Genomic DNA, 25,346 nt, shown 5'->3' with positions numbered 1-25,346 from the left:
CTTGCAGGAATGGCGCTATTCTGGTGCATACCCTGGAGTATACCCATACCAATAAAGGATTACCCCTAAATTGCCAACGGAGTAGGGGGGAAGAGGTGGGCGCTGCAGGGAACCGTCAGTACCGTGAAAAACCACGTCTTTTTTACCGAATTAGCCTACTCACTAAGGGTGAGGCCTTATTTTACGCCGCAAATCCTCCCACTTTTCCTTTGATTTATATCAACTTACCGCCGCCCTAAAACCCTAATGTTTGCAGCATCATTCGAGAATCAGAGGTGTCTATGAGTCACTCATCCGCTCCCGAAAGGGAAAATGGTGCCGTTATTACTGACTGGCGTCCAGAGGATCCGGCGTTCTGGCAACAGCGCGGCCATCGTGTAGCAAGCCGGAATCTGTGGATTTCCGTGCCGTGCTTGTTGTTAGCGTTTTGCGTGTGGATGTTGTTTAGCGCGGTGGCGGTAAACCTGCCTAAAGTCGGGTTTACGTTCACAACCGATCAGCTGTTTATGCTGACCGCGCTGCCGTCGCTGTCAGGCGCGCTGCTGCGCGTCCCTTACGCGTTTATGGTGCCGGTCTTCGGCGGCCGTCGCTGGACGGCGTTCAGTACGGGCATCATGATCGTCCCTTGCGTGTGGCTCGGCTTCGCGGTGCAGGATACCTCCACGCCGTTCAGCGTGTTCGTGATTATCTCCCTGCTGTGCGGCTTTGCCGGGGCGAACTTCGCCTCCAGCATGGCGAACATCAGCTTCTTCTTCCCGAAAGCGAAGCAGGGCGGCGCGCTGGGGATTAACGGCGGTCTGGGCAATATGGGCGTGAGCGTGATGCAGCTGATCGCTCCCCTGGCGATCTCGGTCTCCATTTTTGCAGCCTTTGGCGGCGGTGGCGTTGAGCAGGCGGATGGTTCTTCCCTCTATCTGCAAAACGCAGCCTGGATCTGGGTGCCGTTCCTCGTGGTCTTCACCCTTGCAGCCTGGTTCTTTATGAATGACCTGTCCGCGTCGAAGGCGTCGCTGAGCGAACAGCTGCCGGTGCTGAAGCGTGGACACCTCTGGGTGATGGCGCTGCTGTATCTGGCGACCTTCGGTTCGTTTATCGGCTTCTCGGCGGGCTTCGCGATGCTGTCGAAAACGCAGTTCCCGGACGTGCAGATCCTGCAATTCGCCTTCTTCGGTCCGTTTATTGGCGCCCTGGCGCGTTCGCTGGGCGGCATGGTATCCGACCGTCTGGGCGGGACCCGCGTGACGCTGGTTAACTTCGTCGTGATGGCAGTCTTCTGTGCGCTGCTGTTCCTGACGCTGCCTGCTGACGGACAGGGCGGGAGCTTCATCGCCTTCTTCGGCGTATTTATGGTGCTGTTCCTGACGGCCGGGCTGGGGAGTGCGTCTACCTTCCAGATGATCTCCGTGATCTTCCGTAAGCTGACGATGGACCGCGTGAAGGCGCAGGGCGGAAGCGAAGAGCAGGCGATGCGTGAAGCGGCAACGGATACGGCTGCAGCACTGGGCTTTATCTCTGCGATTGGCGCAATTGGCGGCTTCTTTATTCCGAAAGCGTTCGGCATCTCGCTGGATCTGACCGGCTCTCCGGCGGGTGCAATGAAGGTCTTCCTCATCTTCTATATCGCCTGCGTTGTGATTACGTGGCTGGTATATGGCCGTAATACCAAAAAAAATAAGTAAGTGTGATTATCCGTTTACGCGGCCTTCGGGCCGCGTTTTTTTTGGGGCCAAAATAGTTACAACATACTGAAAGCCCAGCTGAGGAACTCCGCAGGCAACACTGTGATCGCCATCGCTTTCCAGGGCGCTCTACCCCTTAATACCTGAGATGTTAAATTTTGCCTGGTCTTTTGTAGGATGAAATTGAAATAACCTTATATTTCATATAGATATGAAATTTATAAAGATACCGCTTTGGTGGTATTTGGTGTAATCCCTCGCCTGAAAGTCCCTCGTCGTCTTGATCGTTATCAATTCTCCCTCTCTTTCAGGGCGTTACCTTCGCTGCAAATCAGCAATGTCGATTTAGAGAGCCACAGGCTCCATACAGGAGATACCCGATGAGCAAGTTTTTGGACCGGTTTCGCTACTTCAAGCAGAAGGGCGAAACGTTTGCCGATGGGCACGGCCAGGTTCTGGATACCAACCGGGACTGGGAAGACGGTTACCGCCAGCGCTGGCAGCATGACAAAGTCGTCCGTTCTACCCACGGCGTAAACTGCACTGGCTCATGTAGCTGGAAGATTTTCGTTAAAAACGGTCTGGTGACCTGGGAAATGCAGCAGACCGACTATCCGCGTACCCGTCCGGATATGCCGAACCATGAACCGCGCGGCTGCCCGCGTGGCGCCAGCTACTCCTGGTATCTCTACAGCGCCAACCGTCTCAAATATCCGCTGATGCGTAAACGCCTGATGAAAATGTGGCGTGAAGCGAAAGTGCAGCACAGCGATCCGGTTGATGCGTGGGCATCCATCATCGAGGACGCCGACAAAGCGAAAAGCTTCAAGCAGGCGCGCGGTCGCGGTGGTTTCGTTCGCTCTTCCTGGAAAGAGGTGAACGAGCTGATTGCCGCCTCCAACGTCTACACCGTGAAAACCTACGGTCCTGACCGCGTGGCAGGCTTCTCGCCAATCCCGGCGATGTCGATGGTCTCTTACGCTTCCGGCGCGCGCTATCTCTCCTTAATCGGCGGTACCTGCCTGAGCTTCTACGACTGGTACTGCGACCTGCCGCCGGCGTCTCCACAGACCTGGGGCGAACAGACCGACGTGCCGGAGTCCGCCGACTGGTACAACTCCAGCTACATCATCGCCTGGGGCTCAAACGTGCCGCAGACCCGTACGCCGGACGCGCACTTCTTTACCGAGGTGCGTTACAAAGGCACCAAAACCGTGGCGGTGACCCCGGACTACGCCGAAATCGCCAAGCTGTGCGACCTGTGGCTGGCACCGAAACAGGGGACCGATGCCGCGATGGCGATGGCGATGGGTCACGTCATGCTGCGCGAGTTCCACCTGGATAAACCAAGCCAGTACTTCACCGACTACGTCCGTCGCTACACTGACATGCCGATGCTGGTGATGCTCGAAGAGCGTGACGGCTACTACGCCGCAGGCCGTACGCTGCGCGCCGCCGATCTGGTGGACGCGCTGGGCCAGGAAAATAACCCAGACTGGAAAACCGTCGCCTATAACAGCAACGGTGAGCTGGTGGCGCCAAACGGCTCTATCGGCTTCCGCTGGGGCGAGAAGGGCAAGTGGAACCTTGAGCAGCGTAACGGCACGACCGGTGAAGAGACGGAACTTCGTCTGAGCATGCTGGGTAGCCAGGACGAGATCGCTGAGGTGGGCTTCCCGTACTTTGGCGGCGAAGGTTCCGAGCACTTCAACAAGGTTGAGCTGAAAAACGTTCTGATGCACAAGCTGCCGGTGAAACGCCTGCAGCTGGCCGACGGGACTACCGCGCTGGTCACCACCGTCTATGATCTGACCATGGCGAACTACGGCCTGGAACGCGGTCTGGGTGATGAAAACTGCGCCACCGGCTATGACGACGTGAAGGCTTATACCCCGGCATGGGCGGAGCAGATCACCGGCGTTCCACGCGCGCAGATCGTGCGTATCGCCCGCGAGTTTGCGGAAAACGCCGACAAGACTCACGGTCGTTCCATGATCATCGTCGGTGCGGGCCTTAACCACTGGTATCACCTCGATATGAACTACCGCGGTCTGATCAACATGCTGATCTTCTGCGGCTGCGTCGGCCAGAGCGGCGGCGGCTGGGCGCACTACGTGGGTCAGGAAAAACTGCGTCCGCAGACCGGCTGGCAGCCGCTGGCGTTTGCCCTTGACTGGCAGCGTCCGGCACGCCACATGAACAGCACCTCCTACTTCTATAACCACTCCAGCCAGTGGCGCTACGAGACGGTCACCGCGCAGGAGCTGCTGTCGCCGATGGCGGATAAATCCCGCTACAGCGGCCATCTGATTGACTTCAACGTGCGCGCCGAGCGTATGGGCTGGCTGCCGTCTGCGCCGCAGCTGGGCACTAACCCGCTGCGCATTGCGGAAGCGGCGAAGAAAGCGGGCATGTCACCGGTGGATTACACCGTGCAATCCCTGAAGGATGGCTCAATCCGCTTCGCGGCAGAACAGCCGGAAAACGGTAAAAACCACCCGCGCAACCTGTTCATCTGGCGCTCCAATCTGCTGGGCTCGTCCGGTAAAGGCCACGAGTACATGCTGAAATACCTGCTCGGTACCGAAAACGGTATCCAGGGGAAAGATCTCGGCAAGCAGGGCGGCGTGAAGCCGGAAGAGGTGGAGTGGAAAGACAACGGTCTCGACGGCAAGCTGGATCTGGTGGTGACCCTCGACTTCCGTCTGTCCAGCACCTGCCTGTATTCCGACATCGTGCTGCCTACCGCCACCTGGTACGAAAAAGACGACATGAATACCTCGGATATGCATCCGTTTATTCATCCGCTGTCTGCGGCCGTTGACCCGGCGTGGGAATCAAAAAGCGACTGGGAAATCTACAAAGACATCGCGAAGACCTTCTCCGAAGTCTGCGTGGGGCACCTCGGCAAAGAGACTGACGTGGTAACGCTGCCTATCCAGCACGACTCTGCCGCCGAACTGGCGCAGCCGCTGGACGTGAAGGACTGGAAAAAAGGCGAATGCGATCTGATCCCGGGCGTAACCGCGCCGCACATTATTCCGGTTGAGCGTGACTACCCGGCAACGTACGAGCGCTTTACCTCTATCGGCCCGCTGATGGAGAAAATCGGTAACGGCGGGAAAGGGATCGCCTGGAACACCCAGAGCGAAATGGACCTGCTGCGCAAGCTCAACTACACCAAAGCGGACGGTCCGGCGAAAGGCCAGCCCATACTGAACACGGCGATTGATGCGGCAGAGATGATCCTGACCCTGGCCCCGGAAACCAACGGCCACGTCGCGGTGAAGGCCTGGGCGGCGCTGAGCGCGTTCACCGGTCGCGACCATACGCATCTGGCGACGAATAAAGAGGAAGAGAAAATCCGCTTCCGCGATATTCAGGCCCAGCCGCGCAAGATTATCTCCAGCCCGACCTGGTCAGGTCTGGAAGACGAGCATGTGTCCTATAACGCGGGCTACACCAACGTTCACGAGCTGATCCCATGGCGCACCCTGTCCGGCCGCCAGTCGCTGTATCAGGATCACCAGTGGATGCGCGACTTCGGTGAAAGCCTGCTGGTGTACCGTCCGCCTATCGACACCCGCTCCGTGAAAGCGGTGATGGGCGCGAAATCGAACGGTAACCCGGAGAAGGCGCTGAACTTCCTGACGCCGCACCAGAAGTGGGGGATCCACTCCACCTACAGCGACAACCTGCTGATGCTGACCCTGTCGCGCGGCGGTCCGATTGTCTGGATGAGCGAAACGGATGCCAAAGATCTGGGTATTGAAGATAACGACTGGATCGAAGTGTTCAACAGCAACGGTGCCCTGACGGCGCGTGCGGTGGTGAGCCAGCGCGTACCGGCCGGGATGACCATGATGTACCACGCGCAGGAACGTATCGTGAACCTGCCGGGGTCAGAGATCACCGAACAGCGCGGCGGGATCCACAACTCCGTGACCCGCATTACGCCGAAGCCGACCCACATGATCGGTGGCTATGCGCAGCTGGCCTACGGCTTTAACTACTACGGCACCGTAGGATCGAACCGCGATGAGTTCGTGGTGGTACGTAAGATGAAGAATATTAACTGGTTAGACGGCGAAGGTAATGACCAGGTACAGGAGAGCGTAAAATGAAAATTCGTTCACAAGTCGGCATGGTGCTGAATCTGGATAAATGCATCGGCTGCCATACCTGCTCGGTCACCTGTAAAAACGTCTGGACCAGCCGCGAAGGTATGGAATACGCCTGGTTCAACAACGTGGAAAGCAAGCCGGGCACCGGCTTCCCGACCGACTGGGAAAACCAGGAGAAGTGGAAGGGCGGCTGGATCCGCAAAATCAACGGCAAGCTGCAGCCGCGCATGGGTAACCGCGCTTGGCTTCTGGGAAAAATCTTTGCTAACCCGCACCTGCCGGGCATCGAGGATTACTACGAGCCGTTTGACTACGACTACCAGAATCTGCACAACGCGCCGGAAGGTAAACACCAGCCGATCGCCCGTCCCCGCTCGCTGATCACCGGTCAGCGCATGGACAAAATTACCAGCGGTCCAAACTGGGAGGAGATTCTGGGCGGCGAGTTCGAAAAACGCGCCAAAGACCAGAACTTCGAGAACATGCAGAAGGCGATGTACGGCCAGTTCGAAAACACCTTCATGATGTATCTGCCGCGCCTGTGCGAGCACTGCCTTAACCCGGCGTGCGTGGCGACCTGCCCGAGCGGCGCCATCTACAAGCGTGAAGAAGACGGCATCGTGCTGATCGACCAGGACAAGTGCCGCGGCTGGCGCATGTGCATCACCGGCTGCCCGTACAAAAAGATCTACTTCAACTGGAAGAGCGGCAAGTCCGAGAAGTGCATCTTCTGCTACCCGCGTATCGAAGCCGGTATGCCGACCGTCTGTTCCGAGAGCTGCGTAGGCCGTATTCGCTACCTCGGCGTGCTGCTGTACGACGCGGACGCGATTGAAAACGCCGCGAGCACCGAGAACGAGAAGGATCTGTATCAGCGTCAGCTGGACGTGTTCCTCGACCCGAACGATCCGAAGGTGATTGAGCAGGCGCTGAAGGACGGCATTCCGCAGAGCGTAATCGACGCCGCGCAGCAGTCTCCGGTGTACAAAATGGCGATAGACTGGAAGCTGGCCCTGCCGCTGCATCCGGAATACCGCACGCTGCCGATGGTCTGGTACGTGCCGCCGCTGTCGCCGATTCAGTCTGCCGCTGACGCGGGTGAGCTGGGCAGCAACGGCATTCTGCCGGACGTGGAGAGCCTGCGTATTCCGGTTCAGTACCTGGCCAACCTGCTGACCGCAGGGGATACCCAGCCCGTACTGCTGGCGCTGAAGCGTATGCTGGCGATGCGCCACTTCAAGCGTGCCGAAACCGTGGACGGCGTAACCGACACCCGCGCGCTGGAAGAGGTCGGTCTGACCGAAGCGCAGGCGCAGGAAATGTACCGCTATCTGGCGATTGCCAACTACGAAGACCGTTTCGTGGTGCCGAGCAGCCACCGTGAGCTGGCCCGCGAGGCCTTCCCGGAGAAAAACGGCTGTGGCTTTACCTTTGGCGACGGCTGCCACGGGTCAGACAGCAAATTCAACTTGTTCAACAGCCGCCGCATCGACGCCATGGATGTGACCAGTAAAACGGAGCCGCACTCATGATTGAACTCGTCATTGTTTCGCGTCTGCTCGAGTACCCGGATGCTGCGCTGGCGCAGCACCAGCAGGAACTTTTTGATGCGCTTGCGGCATCTGAAAACCTGGATAAAGAAGATGCCCAGCGGCTTGGCGTTTTCCTCCGTGACCTGCTGGCGCGCGATCTTCTTGATGCGCAGGCGGACTACAGTCAGCTGTTTGATCGGGGGCGTGCGACCTCGCTGCTGCTGTTCGAACACGTTCACGGTGAATCCCGCGACCGCGGTCAGGCGATGGTTGACCTGATGGCACAGTACGAGCAGCACGGCCTGCAGCTCGACAGCCGCGAGCTGCCGGATCACCTGCCGCTCTATCTGGAATATCTGGCGCAGCTGCCAAAAGAAGAGGCGCTGGGCGGTCTGCAGGACATCGCGCCGATCCTGGCGCTGCTCGGCGCGCGTCTTCAGCAGCGTGAGAGCCGCTACGCGGTGCTGTTCGATCTGCTGGTGAAGCTCGCCAACGCCTCTGTCGACAGTGAAAAAGTGGTGGAGAAAATCGCCGATGAGGCCCGTGACGATACGCCACAGGCGCTGGATGCGGTCTGGGAAGAAGAGCAGGTCAAATTCTTTGCTGACCAGAACTGCGGCGAGTCTGAAATCGCTGCTCACCAGCGCCGCTTTGCCGGCGCGGTTGCCCCGCAATATTTGAATATCTCTAACAGAGGACGGCACTAATGCACTTCCTGAATATGTTCTTCTTTGACATTTACCCGTATATCGCGGGCACCGTGTTCCTGGTGGGAAGCTGGCTGCGTTACGATTATGGCCAGTACACCTGGCGTGCCGCCTCCAGCCAGATGCTGGACCGCAAGGGGATGCACGTCGCGTCTAACCTGTTCCACATCGGGATTCTGGGCATTTTTGCCGGTCACTTCCTCGGGATGCTGACGCCGCACTGGATGTATGAAGCGTGGCTGCCGATTGAGGTGAAGCAGAAGATGGCAATGATCGCGGGCGGTGCCTGCGGCGTGATGACCCTTGTTGGCGGCCTGCTGCTGCTCAAGCGTCGTCTGTTCAGCCCGCGCGTGCGTGCGACCACAACCGCAGCGGATATCCTGATCCTCTCCCTGCTGATGGTACAGTGCGCGCTGGGTCTGCTGACCATTCCGTTCTCGGCGCAGCATATGGACGGAAGCGAAATGATGAAGCTGGTCGGCTGGGCGCAGTCCGTGGTGACCTTCCACGGCGGAGCATCTGAGCACCTGGACGGCGTGGCGTTTATCTTCCGCGTTCACCTGGTGCTGGGGATGACGCTGTTTGTGCTGTTCCCGTTCTCCCGCCTGGTCCACATCTGGAGCGCGCCGGTGGAGTACCTGACGCGCAAATACCAGATTGTACGCGCCCGTCGCTAATTCGCCGTTTTGATACTAACCCCGCGCTCGCGGGGTTTTTTTTCACCCCAGCCCAGGTTGTTGCCTGCGGCAGCAAACAGGATCAGCGCGCCGCTCGCCAGCTGCGTCAGGTTAAGCGCGTGTCCGAACACCAGATTATCGACAACAATTGCCACCACCGGATAGATAAACGACAGGGAGCCGGTGATGGGCGTAGGCAGCTTCTGAATTGCGCTGTAGAGCAGCTGGTACATAATGCCGGTATGGACAATGCCGAGCGTCAGCAGCATCGGCCAGGGGAAATCACCGGAAAATGACGGCAGTCTGGCAAACGGCAAAAGCATCACGACGCCGGTCAGCACCTGGATAAAGGCAATATGCTGCGGTGCGATTGTTTTCAGTTTGCGCGCAATGATTGCCGTCAGCGCGTAGAAGAAGGCCGCGGCCATGGCCAAACCTATTCCGGTGAGCCATTCGCTGCCATGCGCGCCGGTCAGCTCGCTGGAGAGCAGGATCACCACGCCGCCAAAGGCGAGGAATAGCCAGCCCCATTTCACCAGGCTGACGCGTTCGCCCAGAAACATCCCCATCAAGACCAGCATAAAAGGCTGGGTGTTATAGACCACGGTTGAAAGACCAATTGAGATACGCTCATAGGCCGCGAAGAGCAGCAGCCAGTTCACCACGAGCGCCACGCCGCCAAGAATAGCCAGCAGCAGCGTGGTGCGGGTGAGGGGGCTGAAGGGCTTTTGACTTGCCCGGATAAAAATAAAAAGCGCCATAGCCCCGATAAGACAGCGCCAGAACACCACTTCCGTCACCGGCAGACCGGAGAGCAAAACAAACGCGCCGATAGAGCCGGAAATTAACATCGCGAGGCTCATTTGCCACACGCCTTTATGGAAATCACGCATCATCCACCTCCTGATTAATGACGCTATTGTCGAAAATCGCTGTCGGGTTTTACAGGGGTGAGATAAGGTTGAAAAGGTAAATGACTTTTTAAAATTAGGTGAAATGAATGGAATGCCTTATCGATGATATCGACCGACAAATTTTAGCCTGCCTGGTTGAGGATGCGCGCATGTCGTTGAAGGTGCTCAGCGGCCGCATCGGTCTGACGTCCCCCAGTACGGCAGAGCGCCTGAAGCGGCTGGAAGAGCGCGGTGTGATTCAGGGGTATGGTGCGCGGGTGAATCTGGCGGCGCTGGGGTATACGCTGCAGGCGCTGGTACGCGTACGGCCGTTGCCAGGGCTGTTGCATAAGGTGGATAAGTATATTCAGGCGATGCCGGAGTGTATTGAGAGCGACAAAGTCACCGGGGAGGACTGCTTCGTCATCAGGCTGGTGGTGCGGTCAATCGAACAGCTTGATGCGCTGCTGGACGGCCTGGCGGAACATGCCCAGTGTAATACGTCGATTGTGAAGAGTTCGCCGGTCAGGCGTCGTTTGCCTCCGATGTAGGTTTCTGTCGCCGGGTGGCGGCTGCGCCTTACCCGGCCTACAAGGGCGGACTCGGTTTTTTTCTGTTGGGAAAGTGATGGTGGTGGGGGAAGGATGACCCGGCGCATTGCGCCTCGCCCTTCGGGTCGTTGCCTTCGGCAACGCTTTCTCGCTGCGCTCGAATCGAACCTTAGTCGAAGCTTCTCTTCCTTCCCCGTTACGGAAATGCATGATGCCCGGTGCGAACAGAAGATTTGGAGTTATTTGAAAGTGATGGTGGTGGGGGAAGGATTCGAACCTTCGAAGTCGATGACGGCAGATTTACAGTCTGCTCCCTTTGGCCGCTCGGGAACCCCACCAGGGGTAATTCAAATTTTGAGGTCGTGCTGAGAGATGGTGGTGGGGGAAGGATTCGAACCTTCGAAGTCGATGACGGCAGATTTACAGTCTGCTCCCTTTGGCCGCTCGGGAACCCCACCACGGGGTAATACTTTTTACTGGCCTGCTTCCTGCTGGAAGCGGGGCGCATCATATCAAATGAGACGCCCCTGTAAAGCTTTCCTTTAGGGAAATGAAGTTGTTTGCCTGCTTTTTATCCGTAAAGGCGCAAAGCTAATCAATTCATTTTCCGAAAGATTAAAGAATGATGGTTCTGTTGCCGTAAACGAAGACACGCTGGGCCAGTACCTGATACAGCGCGCGGCTTAACACATTCTTCTCAACGTCACGCCCTGCACGCATCATGTCCTCAGCGGTGTAAGTGTGATCCACATGAATCACGTCCTGCATGATGATGGGACCTTCGTCCAGATTGTCATTCACGTAGTGGGCTGTCGCGCCGATGATCTTCACGCCGCGCTCGTACGCCTGGTGGTATGGACGCGCACCAATAAAGGCTGGCAGGAACGAGTGGTGGATGTTGATGATCTTGTTCGGGAAACGCGCCACGAAAGACGGCGTTAACACGCGCATGTATTTCGCCAGCACCACGTAATCCGGGTTATGCGCTTCAATGGCCTGCGCCATCAGATCGTCGTGCTCTTCACGCGTATGGCCTTCATGGCTAACCAGCTCGAACGGAATATCAAAGCGCTCGACCAGCGAGCGCAACGTCTCGTGGTTACCAATAACAGCCGCAATTTCGACATCCAGACCGCCGTAGTTGGCTTTCATCAGCAGGTCGCCAAGACAATGTGCTTCTTTGGTCACCAGGATCACGATGCGGCGTCGGCCCGCAGGGGTCAACTCGCGCACGGAGCCTTCCGGAAGCGCGCTGTCCAGATCGGCCAGCAGGGTGGTGTCGTTGAAAATACCTTCCAGTTCGGTACGCATGAAGAAGCGGCCGGTACGGTGGTCAACGAACTCGTTGTTCTGCACGATATTCAGTTCATGCTTGTAGCAAATGTTGGTAATTCGTGCGATCAGCCCTTTTTGATCGGGACAGATGGTGCGCAGAACTTTACGTTGTAATGATTGCATCGCCGGGAAATCCTGTTTGTATTTGCGAAGTCTGGGTTGTCAGGCATTACTGCCCGCAACACTTTTTAAATTTTTTACCTGAACCACACGGGCAGGGATCGTTACGACCAAACTGTGGACGCGTTCCGTCAATATAATACCATTGCCCGCGTTCCTTTAAGAACCGGGAACGCTCGATAATGGCGCCAGGCTTAGCGTTCTCGGTAAAACGGGCAACAAAGCTGACGTAACCTTCATCTTCATGACTGCCTGGAGAGGATTCATAGACGGTGAGGCCGAGCCACTGCGTGTTCGCAAACCCGTCTTCGATGTCCTGTTTGAAATCGGCTGCGTGGCAGGATGGATGCCAGGTTTTAATCAGGTAGTCTGCGTCTTTGATCACAAAAGCAGTGTACCGTGAACGCATAAGGTGTGACGGGTCTGGTGCAACCTGATCGCCAGAAAGATATCGCTGGCAACATAGGCTATACTCCAGAGCGCTACCACAAGGGCAGAGTTGAGACACGATTCTCTTCCTGGAACAAAAAATAAAGGCGTAAAACGCTTCGGGTAGCACTATGTTAACTGAGGCGTTGCGTTGATGCCATGTCAGGAATCCAGGGGACGTAAAACAGGACTAATGAGAAAGGTTAAAATTGGGCTGGCGCTGGGTTCAGGTGCCGCCCGGGGATGGTCACACATCGGCGTGATTAATGCCTTAAATCAGATGGGCATTACTGTCGATATTGTTGCAGGGTGCTCAATCGGATCGCTTGTCGGCTCCGCTTACGCGTGCGGAAAGCTACCGGAGCTCGAGACGTGGGTGCGCTCCTTCAGCTACTGGGACGTGCTGCGTCTGATGGACCTCTCCTGGCAGCGTGGTGGACTGCTGCGCGGCGAACGCGTCTTTAATCAGTTCCGCCAGGTTATGCCCCTCGAAGACTTCACTGATTGTCAGATGCCTTTCGGCGCCGTCGCGACGAACCTCAGTACAGGTCGCGAACTCTGGCTAACCGAAGGGGATATCCATCTTGCCGTGCGTGCCTCCTGCAGTATGCCGGGACTCATGGCGCCTGTCCCACACAACGGTTACTGGCTTGTCGATGGTGGCGTCGTTAACCCGGTTCCCATCTCTCTGACGCGTGCAATGGGTGCTGACATCGTGATTGCCGTCGACCTGCAGCACGACGCCCACCTGATGCAACAGGATCTCATGCCGGTCAATCTCCAGAGCGAAGATGCTGAGGGCGAGAAACTGGCCTGGCACGAGCGCCTGCGCGGAAGAATCGGGCGTATGGCCGCACGTCGTTCGGTTGCTGCGCCGACGGCGATAGAAATCATGACCACGTCAATTCAGGTACTCGAGAATCGCCTTAAACGTAACCGTATGGCAGGCGATCCTCCGGATATTCTTATTCAGCCGTACTGTCCGCAAATCTCTACTCTTGATTTCCATCGGGCTGAGGCCGCCATCGCAGCGGGCTCGTTAGCCGTCGAAAAGAAAATGGACGAATTGTTGCCTTTTGTGCAAACCGCACGTTAAGCACCTTTTTTTGACTACTTCAGCAAAATCTGACAGGCGATAGTGCCGATCGCATGCCACTATTTAGTTACTGTCAGCCAGGGGAGGAACCATGACGCAGCCATTGGCCGGAAAACACATTTTGATTGTTGAAGACGAGCCCGTTTTCCGATCGCTACTGGATTCGTGGTTATCCTCGCTGGGCGCAATGACGTCACTGGCTGAAGATGGCATCGACGCCCTGGAAAAAATGACCAGCATTACGCCCGATTTGATGATTTGCGACATTGCGATGCCGCGCATGAATGGACTGAAACTGGTTGAGCATCTGCGTAACGAAGGCAATCAGACGCCGATTCTGGTGATCTCTGCCACCGAAAACATGGCGGATATCGCAAAAGCATTACGTCTTGGGGTACAGGATATTCTGCTTAAACCGGTTAAAGATTTGAACCGGCTGCGAGAAACGGTCTTAGCGTGCCTTTATCCGAATATGTTTAATTCCCGGGTAGAGGAAGAGGAACGTCTTTTCCAGGACTGGGACGCGCTGGTGAGTAATCCGCCTGCTGCGGCGAAACTGTTGCAAGAACTCCAGCCGCCCGTCCAGCAAACTATTTCCCACTGTCGCGTAAATTATCGGCAGCTGGTGGCCGCTGACCAGCCAGGGCTGGTGCTGGATATTGCGCCACTGTCTGACTCTGACCTTGCGTTTTATTCCCTGGATGTCACCCGGGCGGGGGATAACGGTGTATTAGCGGCGTTGCTTCTTCGTGCGCTATTTAATGGTTTGTTGCAGGAACAGTTATCCCATCAGGGACAACGGTTGCCGGAGTTAGGCAGTTTACTCAAACAGGTAAACCAGCTTTTTCGTCAGGCCAATTTGCCTGGACAGTTTCCGCTATTGGTCGGCTATTACCACAGCGGTTTAAAAAATCTGATCCTCGTTTCAGCCGGTCTCAATGCATCACTGAATACCGGTGAACACCATATTCAGGTGAGTAACGGTGTACCGCTTGGGACGTTGGGAACGGCGTATCTTAATCAAATTAGCCACCGCTGTTCCTCCTGGCAGTGCCAAATTTGGGGTGCCGGGGGGCGGCTACGCTTAATGTTGTCCACGGAATAAGCAATTGGATCGTCATTTTAAGATTGCTTTACCTGTGTTTTGCGGGGAGTGCTACTATCGCTGCCCGGTTTCATGCGTATTTATCCTAATTGATCGGCAACGCGTTCTTTTCAGACCCGGACTGCGGGGCGAGACTGATATACTCAACGCGTTATTTATTGCATAAAAGTTCAAAACTTGAACAGCTCAGGAGAATTTGAATGGCTGCCCTAAATTCGAAAGTCAGAAAGGCCGTTATCCCGGTAGCGGGATTGGGGACCAGGATGTTACCAGCAACCAAGGCGATTCCTAAAGAGATGCTGCCTCTGGTTGATAAGCCATTAATCCAGTATGTCGTGAATGAATGTATCGCAGCCGGCATCACTGAAATTGTGCTGGTTACGCATTCATCTAAAAACTCTATCGAAAACCATTTCGATACAAGCTTTGAACTTGAAGCCATGCTGGAAAAACGTGTTAAGCGTCAGCTGTTAGAAGAAGTTCAGTCTATTTGCCCTCCACACGTCACCATTATGCAGGTTCGTCAGGGGCTGGCTAAAGGTCTGGGCCACGCTGTTATGTGCGCACACCCAGTCGTGGGTGATGAGCCTGTAGCGGTAATTCTGCCTGACGTTATTCTGGACGAATACGAATCCGATCTTTCTCAGGATAACCTGGCTGAAATGATCAAGCGTTTCGACGAAACCGGCAGCAGCCAGATTATGGTTGAGCCTGTTGAAGACGTAACGGCATACGGTGTGGTTGACTGCAAAGGCGTTAACCTTGAGCCGGGTGAGAGTGTGCCAATGGTTGGCGTCGTAGAGAAGCCTAAAGCCGACGTAGCGCCTTCAAACCTTGCTGTTGTAGGTCGCTATGTCCTGAGTGCTGAAATCTGGCCTCTGCTGGCTAAAACGCCTCCAGGAGCGGGTGATGAGATCCAGCTGACGGATGCCATCGATATGCTGATCGAGAAAGAGACCGTTGAGGCCTACCATATGAAAGGTAAGAGCCATGACTGCGGTAATAAGCTCGGTTATATGCAGGCGTTTGTTGAATATGGTATCCGCCACAATACCCTCGGCGAAGAATTTAAAACCTGGCTCAAAGAGAGCGTAGGTATTAAGAAATAAGCCACCGCTGCAAATGTTCAAACCGGTGAGGCGTTGCCCACCGGTTTTTTTATGCCCGTAACACTCCCGAAAACCTGTCTTAAAGTACAGTCGATGAAATTGCTAAATAATGCTTTATGACAGAATGTAAGAGGATGTTTGCGACAAATTTAGGTTAAAAAAAATCCCGCAATAAGCGGGATTTTTCTGAATAAGGCTCGATTAATCCTTGATCAGGAAGTCGTCCAGCTGTTTACCTTGCTCATCCATCGCTTTCTTGATAACAGCAGGAGTACGACCCTGGCCAGTCCAGGTTTTAGTTTCGCCGTTCTCATCAACGTAGCTATATTTAGCAGGACGGGCAGCACGCTTTGCTTTAGTACCGGTTTTAGCGGCAGCCATGCTGTTCAGCAATTCATTTGGATCGATACCATCAGCAATCAGCATTTCACGATATTGCTGCAGTTTACGAGTACGTTCTTCGATTTCAGCCGCAGCAGCGCTTTCTTCTTCGCGACGTTCATTAACTACAACTTCTAATTTTTCCAGCATTTCTTCAAGCGTTTCGAGGGTGCATTCTCTTGCCTGCGCACGAAGAGTACGGATGTTGTTCAGAATTTTAAGTGCTTCGCTCATTGTAGTAATCTCAAACTTATAATGGGGGGTGGTTTGTTGACCTAATAATAGAGCCATAAATTCAGTTGTGCAATAGCCAGGAATGTAAGGAATTCAAAAAATACTAAATATTGCCGCTATTATTAATTACGCTAACTTAAATTCCGCCACCCAGCAGTCTCGGTTGTTATCATCTGAGCATGCTAAAACAGGCCGCCTGCATCTTTTTTTTGTGACATTTCCCGCAGGAATTATAGTTGCGGCGGAGAAATATCAGCCTTTTGTATTAGTTCTCACCCCTGGTGCTAAGCCTGAAATAGTTAATAAATAGTGAATCTTAAAGGACACGGATTCCACTATAAAAAGAAGTGTTATGTTTGGCTTAACTTATAACTTCGTCGCCTGGCTGAATGCGTTTACTTCATGTTTTAACGGGTTATTTTGTTAAACAGACGGTACTGAACGCCGTACTGAACTGCATCCTCTGTGCGCTGCATCGCTGATGACCAGACAAAATATGGTACAATGACTCATCGGGAATATTACACATTGATTAGGGTTTTACGGCCAATGGCACAACTTTATTTCTACTATTCGGCAATGAATGCCGGGAAATCCACCGCGCTGCTGCAATCCTCGTACAATTATCAGGAGCGAGGGATGCGTACCGTTGTTTATACGGCGGAAATTGACGATCGCTTTGGCGCGGGGAAGGTGAGCTCCAGAATAGGGCTCTCGTCGCCTGCAAGGCTGTTTAACCCGAAAACCGATCTGTTTGAAGACATTCGTACAGAACATGCTGCGCAGCCCATTCATTGTGTCCTGGTCGATGAGAGCCAGTTTCTGACGCGTGAACAGGTCCATGCCCTGTCAGAGGTAGTCGATGAGCTTGATATCCCCGTGCTGTGTTATGGCCTGCGCACGGATTTCCGCGGCGAGCTTTTTGAAGGGAGCCAGTATTTGCTCGCCTGGTCGGATAAACTTGTCGAACTGAAAACGATCTGCTTCTGCGGTCGTAAAGCCAGTATGGTACTTCGTCTTGACCAGGCCGGAAAACCTTATGCAGATGGTGAGCAGGTGGTGATAGGCGGTAATGAACGCTATGTTTCGGTCTGCCGTAAGCATTATAAAGAAGCGCTGTCTGTGGGCTCGCTGACGGCGATTCAGCACGACAACAGAAAATAACGTCTGGCTTATTATTCACACATAAAAAAACCCGCCATAAAGGCGGGTTTTTCATCTGCTGATGTCAATTAAGCGCTTTTCTTCGCTTTCTTGTCAGCTTTGATGACAGAGGCTTCTGTTTTCACAGCGGCAACGTCACCTTCTTTGAACTCACGACCGTAGTAGGTATCCAGCAGAATCTGTTTCAGCTCGGAGATCAGTGGGTAGCGCGGGTTAGCACCAGTACACTGGTCATCGAATGCATCTTCAGACAGCTTATCTACGTGAGCAAGGAAGTCAGCTTCCTGTACGCCCGCTTCACGGATTGACTTAGGAATACCCAGTTCAGCTTTCAGGCTTTCAAGCCATGCCAGCAGTTTCTCAATCTTGGCAGCAGTACGGTCACCCGGTGCGCTCAGACCAAGGTGGTCAGCGATTTCAGCATAGCGACGACGTGCTTGTGGGCGGTCGTACTGGCTGAAAGCAGTCTGCTTGGTTGGGTTGTCGTTAGCGTTATAACGGATAACGTTGCTGATCAGCAGGGCGTTCGCCAGACCGTGAGGAATGTGGAACTGTGAGCCCAGTTTGTGCGCCATTGAGTGGCAAACACCCAGGAAGGCGTTGGCAAACGCGATACCGGCGATGGTTGCGGCACTGTGGACACGTTCACGTGCTACAGGGTTTTTAGACCCTTCGTTGTAGGACGCTGGCAGGTTTTCTTTCAGCAGTTTCAGAGCCTGCAGAGCCTGACCGTCAGAGAACTCAGATGCCAGTACAGAAACGTAAGCTTCCAGGGCGTGAGTTACCGCATCCAGACCACCGAATGCACACAGTGACTTCGGCATCTCCATAACCAGGTTCGCATCAACGATAGCCATGTCTGGCGTCAGGGCATAGTCAGCCAGTGGGTATTTCTGACCGGTTGCATCGTCTGTTACTACCGCGAATGGCGTGACTTCTGAACCGGTACCGGAAGTGGTGGTGACCGCGATCATTTTCGCTTTTACGCCCATTTTCGGGAACTTGTAGATACGTTTACGGATATCCATAAAGCGCAGCGCCAGTTCTTCGAAGTGAGTTTCTGGATGCTCGTACATGACCCACATGATTTTCGCGGCGTCCATTGGGGAACCACCACCCAGTGCGATAATCACATCAGGTTTGAAGGAGTTAGCCAGTTCAGCACCTTTACGTACCACGCTCAGGGTTGGGTCAGCTTCAACTTCGAAGAACACTTCAGTTTCGACGCCAGCCGCTTTCAGCACAGAGGTGATCTGGTCAGCGTAGCCGTTGTTGAACAGGAAACGGTCAGTCACGATGAGCGCACGTTTGTGGCCATCAGTAATCACTTCATCCAGCGCGATTGGCAGAGAGCCACGGCGGAAGTAGATAGATTTCGGAAGTTTGTGCCACAACATGTTTTCAGCTCGCTTAGCAACGGTTTTCTTGTTGATCAGGTGTTTTGGACCAACGTTTTCAGAGATGGAGTTACCACCCCAGGAACCACAACCCAGAGTCAGGGAAGGTGCGAGTTTAAAGTTGTACAGGTCACCGATACCACCCTGAGAAGCAGGGGTGTTGATCAGGATACGTGCGGTTTTCATCATCTGACCGAAGTGAGCAACACGCTCTGGCTGGTTATCCTGGTCAGTGTACAGACAAGAGGTGTGACCGATACCGCCCATGGCAACCAGCTTCTCCGCTTTCTCTACCGCCTCTTCGAAATCTTTCGCACGGTACATGGCAAGCGTAGGAGACAGTTTTTCGTGTGCGAACGGCTCGCTTTCGTCAACAACTTTCACTTCACCGATCAGGATTTTGGTTGTTGCCGGAACGGTAAAGCCTGCGAGTTCAGCAATTTTGTAGGCTGGCTGACCCACGATAGCGGCGTTCAGCGCGCCATTTTTCAGGATGATGTCCTGAACCGCTTTCAACTCTTTGCCCTGCAGCAGGTAGCCGCCGTGGCTGGCGAAACGTTCGCGAACCGCGTCATATACGGAATCCACAACTACAACAGACTGTTCAGATGCACAGATTACACCGTTATCGAAGGTTTTAGACATCAGTACAGACGCGACAGCACGTTTGATGTCAGCAGTTTCGTCGATAACAACAGGGGTGTTACCCGCGCCCACACCGATAGCCGGTTTACCGGAGCTGTATGCAGCTTTAACCATGCCAGGACCACCGGTCGCCAGAATCAGGTTAATGTCCGGGTGATGCATCAGCGCGTTGGACAGCTCAACAGAAGGTTGGTCGATCCAGCCGATCAGGTCTTTTGGTGCACCCGCAGCAATAGCAGCCTGCAGGACGATATCTGCAGCTTTGTTAGTCGCGTCTTTCGCACGTGGGTGTGGAGAGAAGATGATTGCGTTACGGGTCTTCAGGCTAATCAGTGATTTGAAGATAGCGGTAGACGTTGGGTTAGTGGTCGGAACGATACCGCAGATAATGCCGATAGGTTCAGCGATGGTGATAGTACCGAAGGTGTCGTCTTCAGACAGCACGCCACAGGTTTTCTCATCTTTATAGGCGTTGTAGATATACTCTGAAGCAAAGTGGTTTTTGATCACTTTATCTTCAACGATACCCATGCCGGATTCGGCAACGGCCATTTTAGCGAGAGGGATTCGAGCATCTGCAGCAGCCAGTGCGGCCGCGCGGAAGATTTTATCAACCTGTTCTTGGGTGAAATTGGCATATTCACGCTGGGCTTTTTTCACGCGCTCGACGAGGGCGTTCAGTTCAGCGATATTAGTAACAGCCATAATGCTCTCCTGATAATGTTTAAACTCTTTTAGTAAACCAGCGCTCGATACGTCACACAGTATAGACAGAGCCGATAGCACTTGCGTAACACAAAATAAAACAAAGAGTTACTTTGTACACCAGCACACTAATTTACTAAAAGAGCCTTACCTTAGCATCATCCCTTTTTGGCAGGTGGCCTCCCTGGGGGTGTAACCAAGATTACTCACTTCTGAGTACGAAAATCATGATCTGCGTCAATTTTCCCCTAAGCTGATACCTTTCAGCAGGGTTATTTCGTGCTGATTTTTCCAGTGTTAAATAATTACGTAAGTATTGGAAGCGGCACTATCATTGATTATACAAATGTTTAACATCCTGAAATGATAACGTTTTGGTACAGATTTCAAGTGAAGTATGCTGATAAAAAGGGTATCTTCAGCGCGATTTCTCATGACAAATTGTCAGTCCAGGGCATATGTATAAGCGGAGCAAAACGTGATCCAAACGCTCTTTGATTTTCCAACGTATTTTAAATTTTTTATTGGTTTGTTTGCCCTGGTCAACCCGGTGGGGATCATTCCTGTCTTCATTAGTATGACGAGTTACCAGACAGCGGCGGCCAGGAATAAGACCAACCTCACCGCTAACCTGTCGGTGGCGATCATATTGCTCACCTCTCTTTTTCTCGGCGACACGATTCTCCAGCTTTTCGGGATTTCGATAGATTCTTTCCGCATTGCAGGTGGGATCCTGGTGGTGACCATCGCCATGTCCATGATCAGCGGTAAGCTTGGCGAGGATAAGCAGAATAAACAAGAGAAGTCAGAAACCGCCATCCGCGAAAGCATTGGCGTGGTGCCGCTGGCCTTACCGCTGATGGCCGGTCCTGGGGCCATCAGTTCAACCATTGTCTGGGGCACGCGTTATCATAGCCTGATGCACCTGATTGGCTTTTCCGTGGCTATTGCCATTTTTGCGCTCTGCTGTTGGGGCGTGTTCCGCATGGCACCCTGGTTGGTGCGCTTGCTGGGTCAGACGGGCATCAACGTCATTACGCGTATCATGGGCCTGTTGCTGATGGCGTTAGGGATCGAATTCATCGTAACGGGTATTAAAAGCATTTTCCCCGGATTATTGCATTAATACTTCATATGAAAGAACGGAGCGACGGCTCCGTTTTTTTTACGTGATTATCAGCAAATCATATAACTAAAGTTGAAATGCTCACATATCATAATAAATTCTACTAATAATGTTCATTTCTTTTATTTCAATAGGTTATTAATTCCGCCTTACCCCGCCTGCGCAGAAAATCTTCGATCGCTCTGTTATTTTACTCACATGATACTCTGGGGCTTGCTGAGAGATAACCGAAATGATATTAGTAATTTCAACATTCCCCTAGATGAATGTGCTAAATAATAACCAGTTGTTAAATTTTTGTACAAAATCACACGATGATAGCGCAGCGACGCGCTTGTAGAGAAAATTTTCTCTATCCTATTGAATATCATGTCTTTATAGTGATGTTCGATGTCCGGCAGGGCTGCCCTCAACGATACGGTACTCACCGTAAAAGAGAATTGCTTAACAAATTTGCAAAATGTATTGGCGCACGATTACGCCATTTGATACTTTCCGGCCTAATATTTTGCAGCATAAAACAATCAGATGAGAATTATTTTCATATGGTTCTCATCTCGGATATCCAGAACAGGTCTCAAACAGGGGAGGCCTGTAAAGAATCGACGCAAGACTGCCATACGAGCGGTCAGTAATAAAAAAGTCGGTGATAGCAAGCAGTAAAAGAAGAACCTGACAGCAGCAAAAAAAACTCCTGCGCTGTACAGGCCCCAACAGGGGATTACACAGCTGGCGAAGGCCAGTCATTATAATGAGTGGAGTATCAACACAATGTCCATCATCACAAAAAAAAATCTGGTAGCGGCGGGGATTTTAACTGCGCTAATCGCGGGAAACGCTGTAATGGCTGCGGACGTTCCTGCAGGTGTTCAGCTGGCGGAGAAGCAGACGCTGGTGCGTAACAACGGTGCGGAAGTTCAGTCTCTTGACCCGCACAAAATTGAAGGTGTTCCTGAGTCTAACGTTAACCGCGACCTGTTCGAAGGCCTGCTGGTCACTGACGTAGACGGCCACCCGGCACCGGGCGTGGCAGAAAAATGGGAAAACAAAGATTTCAAAGTCTGGACCTTCCATCTGCGTAAAGATGCGAAATGGTCCGACGGTACGCCGGTCACGGCTGAAGATTTCGTTTATAGCTGGCAGCGTCTGGCGAATCCAACGACCGCCTCCCCGTATGCGAGCTACCTGCAATATGGCCATATTGCCAATATTGATGACATCATCGCGGGCAAAAAACCGATCACCGATCTGGGCGTTAAAGCGATCGATGCCAATACCTTCGAAGTCACGTTGAGCGAACCTGTTCCGTACTTCTATAAGCTGCTGGTTCACCCGTCCGTCTCCCCGGTACCAAAATCCGCGGTGGAAAAATTTGGTGAAAAATGGACCCAGCCTGCCAATATCGTGACCAACGGCGCCTATAAGCTGAAAGACTGGGTGGTCAACGAGCGTATGGTGCTTGAGCGTAACCCGCAATACTGGGACAACGCTAAAACCGTGATTAATCAGGTGACCTACCTGCCAATTTCTTCCGAAGTGACTGACGTCAACCGCTACCGCAGCGGCGAAATCGACATGACCTATAACAACATGCCGATTGAACTGTTCCAGAAGCTGAAGAAAGAGATCCCGAAAGAAGTTCACGTCGACCCGTACCTGTGCACCTACTACTATGAAATCAACAACCAGAAAGCACCGTTCACCGACGTACGTGTTCGTACTGCGCTGAAGCTGGCACTGGATCGCGATATCATCGTGAACAAAGTGAAAAACCAGGGCGATCTGCCGGCATACAGCTATACCCCTCCATACACCGATGGCGCAAAACTGACCGAGCCAGACTGGTTCAAACAGACGCAGGAACAGCGTAACGCAGAAGCGAAGAAACTGCTGGCCGAAGCGGGCTATACCGCCGATAAGCCGCTGACCTTCAGCCTGTTGTACAACACCTCCGATCTGCACAAAAAACTGGCTATCGCCGTCGCCTCGATCTGGAAAAAGAACCTGGGCGCGAACGTGAAGCTGGAGAACCAGGAGTGGAAGACCTTCCTCGACAGCCGTCATCAGGGCACCTTTGACGTGGCGCGTGCCGGCTGGTGTGCGGACTATAACGAACCGACCTCCTTCCTGAACACCATGCTGAGCGACAGCTCAAACAACACCGCGCACTATAAGAGCCCGGCGTTTGACAAGCTGATTGCCGACACGCTGAAAACCACTGACGAAGCACAGCGTACTGAACTGTACTCTAAAGCTGAGCAGCAGCTGGATAAAGATTCCGCGATCGTTCCGGTTTACTACTACGTTAACGCCCGTCTGGTGAAACCGTGGGTAGGTGGGTACACCGGTAAAGACCCGATGGATAATATCTACGTTAAAAACTTGTATATTATCAAGCATTAATGGCAATGAGTGGGGCGGGCGTGCTCGCCCCACGGTGTCTAACCAACGTCACATTATATAGGCACACGCCAGAAGGTACGGGCAATGTTGAAATTTATCCTACGTCGCTGTCTTGAAGCGATTCCAACGCTATTTATTCTCATCACGATTTCCTTCTTCATGATGCGCCTTGCGCCGGGAAGTCCATTTACCGGTGAGCGTACGCTGCCGCCAGAAGTGATGGCGAATATCGAAGCGAAATACCACTTAAACGATCCTATCTCTACCCAGTACTTCAATTACCTGAAGCAGCTGGCCCACGGTGATTTTGGACCGTCATTTAAATATAAAGACTATTCCGTTAACGATCTGGTGGCGTCCAGCTTCCCGGTTTCGGCGAAATTGGGTGCAGCGGCATTCATTCTGGCCATTGTTTTCGGGGTCACCGCAGGCGTCATCGCCGCGCTCAGACAAAATACCAAATGGGATTATGCCGTAATGGGGGTGGCAATGACCGGGGTAGTCATACCCAGCTTCGTTGTCGCGCCATTACTGGTGATGATATTTGCCATTACGCTGAAGTGGCTGCCTGGCGGCGGCTGGAACGGCGGGGCATTAAAGTTCATGATTTTGCCAATGGTGGCATTATCCCTGGCGTACATCGCCAGTATCGCGCGTATCACCCGTGGTTCAATGATCGAAGTGCTGCACTCGAACTTCATTCGTACCGCGCGCGCGAAAGGGCTGCCGATGCGTCGGATTATCTTCCGCCACGCGCTCAAACCGGCGCTGTTGCCCGTGCTCTCCTACATGGGACCGGCATTCGTCGGGATCATCACCGGCTCGATGGTTATCGAAACAATCTACGGCCTGCCGGGCATCGGCCAGCTGTTTGTTAACGGCGCGCTTAACCGCGACTATTCGCTGGTACTGAGCCTGACCATTCTCGTCGGTGCGCTGACCATTCTCTTTAACGCTATCGTCGATGTCCTTTACGCCGTCATCGACCCGAAAATCCGTTACTAACTGGAGCACGCCATGATGTTGAGTAAGAAAAACAGCGAGGCGCTGGAAAACTTCAGTGAAAAACTGGAAGTGGAAGGTCGTAGCCTCTGGCAGGACGCGCGTCGTCGTTTTATGCACAACCGCGCGGCGGTGGCGAGTCTGGTGGTTCTGGTGATCATCGCGCTGTTTGTGACCCTTGCCCCGATGCTGTCGCAATTTACCTATTTCGACACCGACTGGGGCATGATGTCCAGCGCGCCGGATATGGAGTCTGGCCACTATTTTGGCACGGACTCATCCGGACGTGACCTGCTGGTGCGTGTCGCTATCGGTGGGCGTATCTCGCTGATGGTCGGGATTGCTGCCGCGCTGGTGGCGGTGATCGTCGGGACGCTCTATGGCTCACTGTCCGGCTACCTTGGCGGCAAAGTGGACTCGGTGATGATGCGTCTGCTGGAAATCCTGAACTCCTTCCCGTTTATGTTCTTCGTCATCCTGCTGGTGACCTTCTTTGGTCAGAATATCCTGTTGATCTTCGTGGCCATCGGGATGGTGTCCTGGCTGGATATGGCGCGTATTGTTCGCGGCCAGACGCTGAGCCTCAAACGCAAAGAGTTTATCGAAGCCGCGCAGGTCGGCGGTGTCTCTACCGGGAATATCGTGGTTCGCCATATCGTTCCTAACGTGCTGGGCGTGGTGGTGGTCTATGCCTCACTGCTGGTACCAAGCATGATCCTGTTTGAATCCTTCCTGAGCTTCCTCGGTCTGGGTACGCAAGAGCCGCTGAGCAGCTGGGGCGCGCTGCTGAGTGACGGTGCAAACTCAATGGAAGTATCACCGTGGCTGCTGTTATACCCGGCGGGTTTCCTGGTCGTTACTCTGTTTTGTTTTAACTTTATCGGCGATGGCCTGCGTGATGCCCTCGACCCGAAAGACCGTTAAGGAGCGCC

General features: G+C 53.6%; 19 protein-coding genes, 2 tRNA genes and 1 other RNA gene. 14 read left to right on the top strand and 8 right to left on the bottom strand.

What is annotated here, in order from left to right; genetic code table 11:
- Positions 1 to 281 precede the first annotated feature (281 nt).
- From ACOTXF_RS00655 to narI, 5 genes are all read left to right on the top strand, one after another.
- The gene (locus tag ACOTXF_RS00655) at positions 282 to 1,679 is read left to right on the top strand and encodes a NarK family nitrate/nitrite MFS transporter (RefSeq protein WP_021240343.1); all 1,398 of its coding nucleotides are present in this window, start codon (positions 282 to 284) and stop codon (positions 1,677 to 1,679) included.
- A gap of 380 nt (positions 1,680 to 2,059) precedes the next feature.
- Positions 2,060 to 5,803 carry a nitrate reductase subunit alpha gene (locus ACOTXF_RS00650; RefSeq protein WP_048967366.1) on the top strand — a complete coding sequence of 1,248 codons (3,744 nt, stop codon included), beginning with the start codon at positions 2,060 to 2,062 and terminating at the stop codon, positions 5,801 to 5,803.
- A complete protein-coding gene (gene narH / locus ACOTXF_RS00645; protein WP_048961750.1) occupies positions 5,800 to 7,335 on the top strand; it encodes a nitrate reductase subunit beta in 1,536 nt (511 codons plus the stop codon). Before ACOTXF_RS00650 ends, narH begins: the two co-directional genes overlap by 4 nt.
- Complete coding sequence (gene narJ, locus ACOTXF_RS00640) at positions 7,332 to 8,042, top strand: nitrate reductase molybdenum cofactor assembly chaperone (RefSeq protein ID WP_232926605.1); 711 nt, start codon at positions 7,332 to 7,334, stop codon at positions 8,040 to 8,042. Before narH ends, narJ begins: the two co-directional genes overlap by 4 nt.
- The gene (narI, locus tag ACOTXF_RS00635) at positions 8,042 to 8,719 is read left to right on the top strand and encodes a respiratory nitrate reductase subunit gamma (protein ID WP_021240339.1); all 678 of its coding nucleotides are present in this window, start codon (positions 8,042 to 8,044) and stop codon (positions 8,717 to 8,719) included. The genes narJ and narI overlap by 1 nt, the downstream gene beginning before the upstream one ends.
- Here the strand turns inward: narI and ACOTXF_RS00630 are convergent.
- Entirely contained in the window at positions 8,716 to 9,612 is an 897-nt protein-coding gene (locus tag ACOTXF_RS00630) for a DMT family transporter (protein WP_234115190.1), read from the bottom strand. The genes narI and ACOTXF_RS00630 overlap by 4 nt on opposite strands.
- A gap of 107 nt (positions 9,613 to 9,719) precedes the next feature.
- Between ACOTXF_RS00630 and ACOTXF_RS00625 the strand changes: the two genes are divergently transcribed.
- On the top strand, positions 9,720 to 10,163 hold the full coding sequence (locus tag ACOTXF_RS00625; protein WP_021240337.1) for an Lrp/AsnC family transcriptional regulator: 444 nt from the start codon (positions 9,720 to 9,722) through the stop codon (positions 10,161 to 10,163).
- Between the two features lie 77 nt (positions 10,164 to 10,240).
- On the opposite strand, the gene ACOTXF_RS00620 is transcribed toward ACOTXF_RS00625, so the two are convergent.
- The 5 genes from ACOTXF_RS00620 to ACOTXF_RS00600 form a co-directional block, all read right to left on the bottom strand.
- Positions 10,241 to 10,371, bottom strand: a non-coding RNA gene (locus tag ACOTXF_RS00620) — RtT sRNA.
- A 45-nt stretch (positions 10,372 to 10,416) separates the two neighbouring features.
- Positions 10,417 to 10,501: transfer RNA gene (locus ACOTXF_RS00615), tRNA-Tyr, on the bottom strand.
- A gap of 35 nt (positions 10,502 to 10,536) precedes the next feature.
- Positions 10,537 to 10,621 (bottom strand) — tRNA-Tyr (locus tag ACOTXF_RS00610).
- Positions 10,622 to 10,778: 157 nt separating this feature from the next.
- Positions 10,779 to 11,621, bottom strand: coding sequence for a formyltetrahydrofolate deformylase (purU, locus tag ACOTXF_RS00605; protein WP_021240336.1), 843 nt, complete (start codon positions 11,619 to 11,621; stop codon positions 10,779 to 10,781).
- A 46-nt stretch (positions 11,622 to 11,667) separates the two neighbouring features.
- Positions 11,668 to 12,126, bottom strand: coding sequence for a YchJ family protein (locus tag ACOTXF_RS00600; protein WP_048961997.1), 459 nt, complete (start codon positions 12,124 to 12,126; stop codon positions 11,668 to 11,670).
- A 114-nt stretch (positions 12,127 to 12,240) separates the two neighbouring features.
- Here ACOTXF_RS00600 and rssA point away from each other — a divergent pair, with 114 nt between their 5' ends.
- The 3 genes from rssA to galU all read left to right on the top strand — a co-directional run bounded on the left by rssA (position 12,241) and on the right by galU (position 15,357).
- Positions 12,241 to 13,143 carry a patatin-like phospholipase RssA gene (rssA, locus tag ACOTXF_RS00595; RefSeq protein WP_047747439.1) on the top strand — a complete coding sequence of 301 codons (903 nt, stop codon included), beginning with the start codon at positions 12,241 to 12,243 and terminating at the stop codon, positions 13,141 to 13,143.
- 91 nt (positions 13,144 to 13,234) lie between these two features.
- Positions 13,235 to 14,248, top strand: a complete 1,014-nt coding sequence (gene rssB / locus ACOTXF_RS00590) for a two-component system response regulator RssB (RefSeq protein WP_048961998.1) — start codon at positions 13,235 to 13,237, stop codon at positions 14,246 to 14,248.
- A 200-nt stretch (positions 14,249 to 14,448) separates the two neighbouring features.
- The gene (galU, locus tag ACOTXF_RS00585) at positions 14,449 to 15,357 is read left to right on the top strand and encodes a UTP--glucose-1-phosphate uridylyltransferase GalU (RefSeq protein ID WP_008502780.1); all 909 of its coding nucleotides are present in this window, start codon (positions 14,449 to 14,451) and stop codon (positions 15,355 to 15,357) included.
- A 201-nt stretch (positions 15,358 to 15,558) separates the two neighbouring features.
- On the opposite strand, the gene hns is transcribed toward galU, so the two are convergent.
- On the bottom strand, positions 15,559 to 15,972 hold the full coding sequence (gene hns / locus ACOTXF_RS00580; protein ID WP_008502781.1) for a histone-like nucleoid-structuring protein H-NS: 414 nt from the start codon (positions 15,970 to 15,972) through the stop codon (positions 15,559 to 15,561).
- A 549-nt stretch (positions 15,973 to 16,521) separates the two neighbouring features.
- Here hns and tdk point away from each other — a divergent pair.
- A complete protein-coding gene (gene tdk / locus ACOTXF_RS00575) occupies positions 16,522 to 17,136 on the top strand; it encodes a thymidine kinase (RefSeq protein WP_025913087.1) in 615 nt (204 codons plus the stop codon).
- A 68-nt stretch (positions 17,137 to 17,204) separates the two neighbouring features.
- On the opposite strand, the gene adhE is transcribed toward tdk, so the two are convergent.
- Positions 17,205 to 19,883, bottom strand: a complete 2,679-nt coding sequence (gene adhE, locus ACOTXF_RS00570; protein WP_008502783.1) for a bifunctional acetaldehyde-CoA/alcohol dehydrogenase — start codon at positions 19,881 to 19,883, stop codon at positions 17,205 to 17,207.
- Between the two features lie 478 nt (positions 19,884 to 20,361).
- On the opposite strand from adhE, the gene ACOTXF_RS00565 reads away from it, so the two are divergent.
- The 4 genes from ACOTXF_RS00565 (at position 20,362) to oppC (ending at position 25,338) form a co-directional block, all read left to right on the top strand.
- Complete coding sequence (locus tag ACOTXF_RS00565; RefSeq protein WP_008502784.1) at positions 20,362 to 21,009, top strand: YchE family NAAT transporter; 648 nt, start codon at positions 20,362 to 20,364, stop codon at positions 21,007 to 21,009.
- Positions 21,010 to 21,780: 771 nt separating this feature from the next.
- Positions 21,781 to 23,412 carry an oligopeptide ABC transporter substrate-binding protein OppA gene (gene oppA / locus ACOTXF_RS00560; RefSeq protein WP_159125404.1) on the top strand — a complete coding sequence of 544 codons (1,632 nt, stop codon included), beginning with the start codon at positions 21,781 to 21,783 and terminating at the stop codon, positions 23,410 to 23,412.
- 84 nt (positions 23,413 to 23,496) lie between these two features.
- Positions 23,497 to 24,417 carry an oligopeptide ABC transporter permease OppB gene (gene oppB / locus ACOTXF_RS00555; RefSeq protein ID WP_008502786.1) on the top strand — a complete coding sequence of 307 codons (921 nt, stop codon included), beginning with the start codon at positions 23,497 to 23,499 and terminating at the stop codon, positions 24,415 to 24,417.
- 12 nt (positions 24,418 to 24,429) lie between these two features.
- Positions 24,430 to 25,338: an oligopeptide ABC transporter permease OppC gene (oppC, locus tag ACOTXF_RS00550; RefSeq protein ID WP_008502787.1), complete on the top strand. Its 909-nt coding sequence runs from the start codon at positions 24,430 to 24,432 to the stop codon at positions 25,336 to 25,338.
- Positions 25,339 to 25,346: the final 8 nt, after the last annotated feature.

This window comes from Enterobacter cloacae complex sp. IR53041 (assembly GCF_049238285.1).
GTDB lineage: Bacteria > Pseudomonadota > Gammaproteobacteria > Enterobacterales > Enterobacteriaceae > Enterobacter > Enterobacter roggenkampii.
Note: the sequence above shows the minus strand (reverse complement) of the source record. Positions and strands in the feature narration are given on the sequence as shown.